Origin of the sequence: Flavisolibacter nicotianae (genome assembly GCF_003628535.1) — a bacterium.
Classification (GTDB): Bacteria; Bacteroidota; Bacteroidia; order Chitinophagales; family Chitinophagaceae; genus Flavisolibacter; species Flavisolibacter nicotianae.
This window is the reverse complement of the sequence record NZ_RBCI01000048.1, coordinates 1-1,694: the sequence shown is the minus strand read 5'-3', so window position 1 is coordinate 1,694 and position 1,694 is coordinate 1. Positions and strand designations below refer to the sequence as shown.

General features: G+C 48.1%; 1 protein-coding gene. It reads left to right on the top strand.

Annotation, left to right across the window (positions count from 1 at the left end; all coding sequences use genetic code 11):
* Positions 1–93: 93 nt before the first annotated feature.
* Entirely contained in the window at positions 94–1,635 is a 1,542-nt protein-coding gene (locus D6024_RS26315; RefSeq protein ID WP_121357801.1) for an IS1182 family transposase, read from the top strand.
* Positions 1,636–1,694: the final 59 nt, after the last annotated feature.

Genomic DNA, 1,694 nt, shown 5'->3' with positions numbered 1-1,694 from the left:
GGACGTCAGACTGTCTAAAAACTACACGCTATTTTGCACATAGGTGCATAACTCTGATGTGTATTCGCCGGTGGTATTTCGTAACTTACTAGTATGCGCTACATCACTGGTACGGACCGCACACAAGCCGTTTTGTTCCCCCGAAGTTTAGAGGAGATCATCGATGCCGATAACGAGGTACGCGTCATTGACCTATTTGTAGAAAGCCTCGACCTTGCGAATTTTCAGTTCCACCTGAAAGGTTCTGAAGAAGGAAGACCCGCTTATCATCCCAAAGATCTGCTAAAGCTCTATGTGTATGGGTATCTCAACAGCGTTCGTTCTTCTCGTGCCCTGGAGCGCGAGTGCAAGCGTAACGTAGAAGTGATGTGGCTTCTTCATCAACTGGTACCGGATCATAACACCATCTCGAACTTTCGCAGAGACAACGAAAAAGCCATCCGCAAGGTGTTTCGCCGGACAGTTTCCATTGCAAAGAACTTTGCGCTGATCGGTGGCAAACTCCTGGCAGGAGACAGTACCAAACTCAGAGCACAAAACAGTAAGAAGAATAACTTCAACGAAGACAAGATTGCGCAGCATCTGCAGTATATCGAGCAGCGGCTATCTGAATACAATGAAGCACTGGAAAGGGCCGATAGTGAAGAAAACAAGAAAACCATTCAGCAGCAGATCGACAAGCAAAACGACAGGAAAGAAAAATACAACCAACTGTGTGAGCAACTCCAGCAGAGCGGTGAGCCGCAGGTCTCCACCTCTGATCCGGAGAGCCGGCAGCTGATGATCCGCAACCGGGTGACCGAAGTGGCTTACAGTGTGCAGACCACTGTGGACGAGACCAATAAGATCACCCTGGATTACAAGGTCACCAATGAAAACGACAGCAAAGCCTTGGGTGGGATGCTCCGCAGGGCTAAAGTGATCCTGGGCCACACAAACTTTACGGCCCTTTATGACAAAGGCTACCACACCGGCAGTGAGTTAAAGAAGGGGCTGGAACTGGGTGTGGAGTTGATGGTGGCCATTCCTGGTGTGCCAAGTTTCGCTCCTGACAAACGTTACAATGTGGAGCAGTTCACTTATGACGAGAAAGAGGACATCTACACCTGTCCCGAGGGCGTTGTGTTGCACACGAACGGCAATTGGTATGTAAAAAGCGACCATGGCTATGTGGTCAAGCATTACAAAACTGCAGCCTGCTCCACCTGTCCTGCCTTTGCGCTGTGCACCAGGAACAAGAAGGGACGGCTGATTGAACGCAGCGAATACCAGCCTTTCGTCGATGAGAACAAGCAAAACATTGAAAAGAACCCAGCTACTTACAAGAAACGCCAAGCGATCATTGAGCACACCTATGGCACCATCAAACGACAGTGGGGCTTTTCATTCATCTGCACCAAAAAAGGACTAAGGAGAGCCTCAGCCGATGTCGGATTGATGTTCATTGCTTACAACCTGCGGCGGCTGATGAACATCGTTGACCAAAACGCATTCAAAGAGTTCCTGAAGGAACTTGCTTTTGCATTTTGTGCAGTATCGGCTTTTAGCAAACATATTTTCGCCTTCGTAGTGCCTGCAACATTTTCATCGACTTTTTACTTGTGCCGGAAAAAGACCACCGCCGTGAGCTTTTAAATCACTTTATTCATGCGTAGTTTTGGAAACTAACCGTAGTTTTTAGACAAACTGACGTT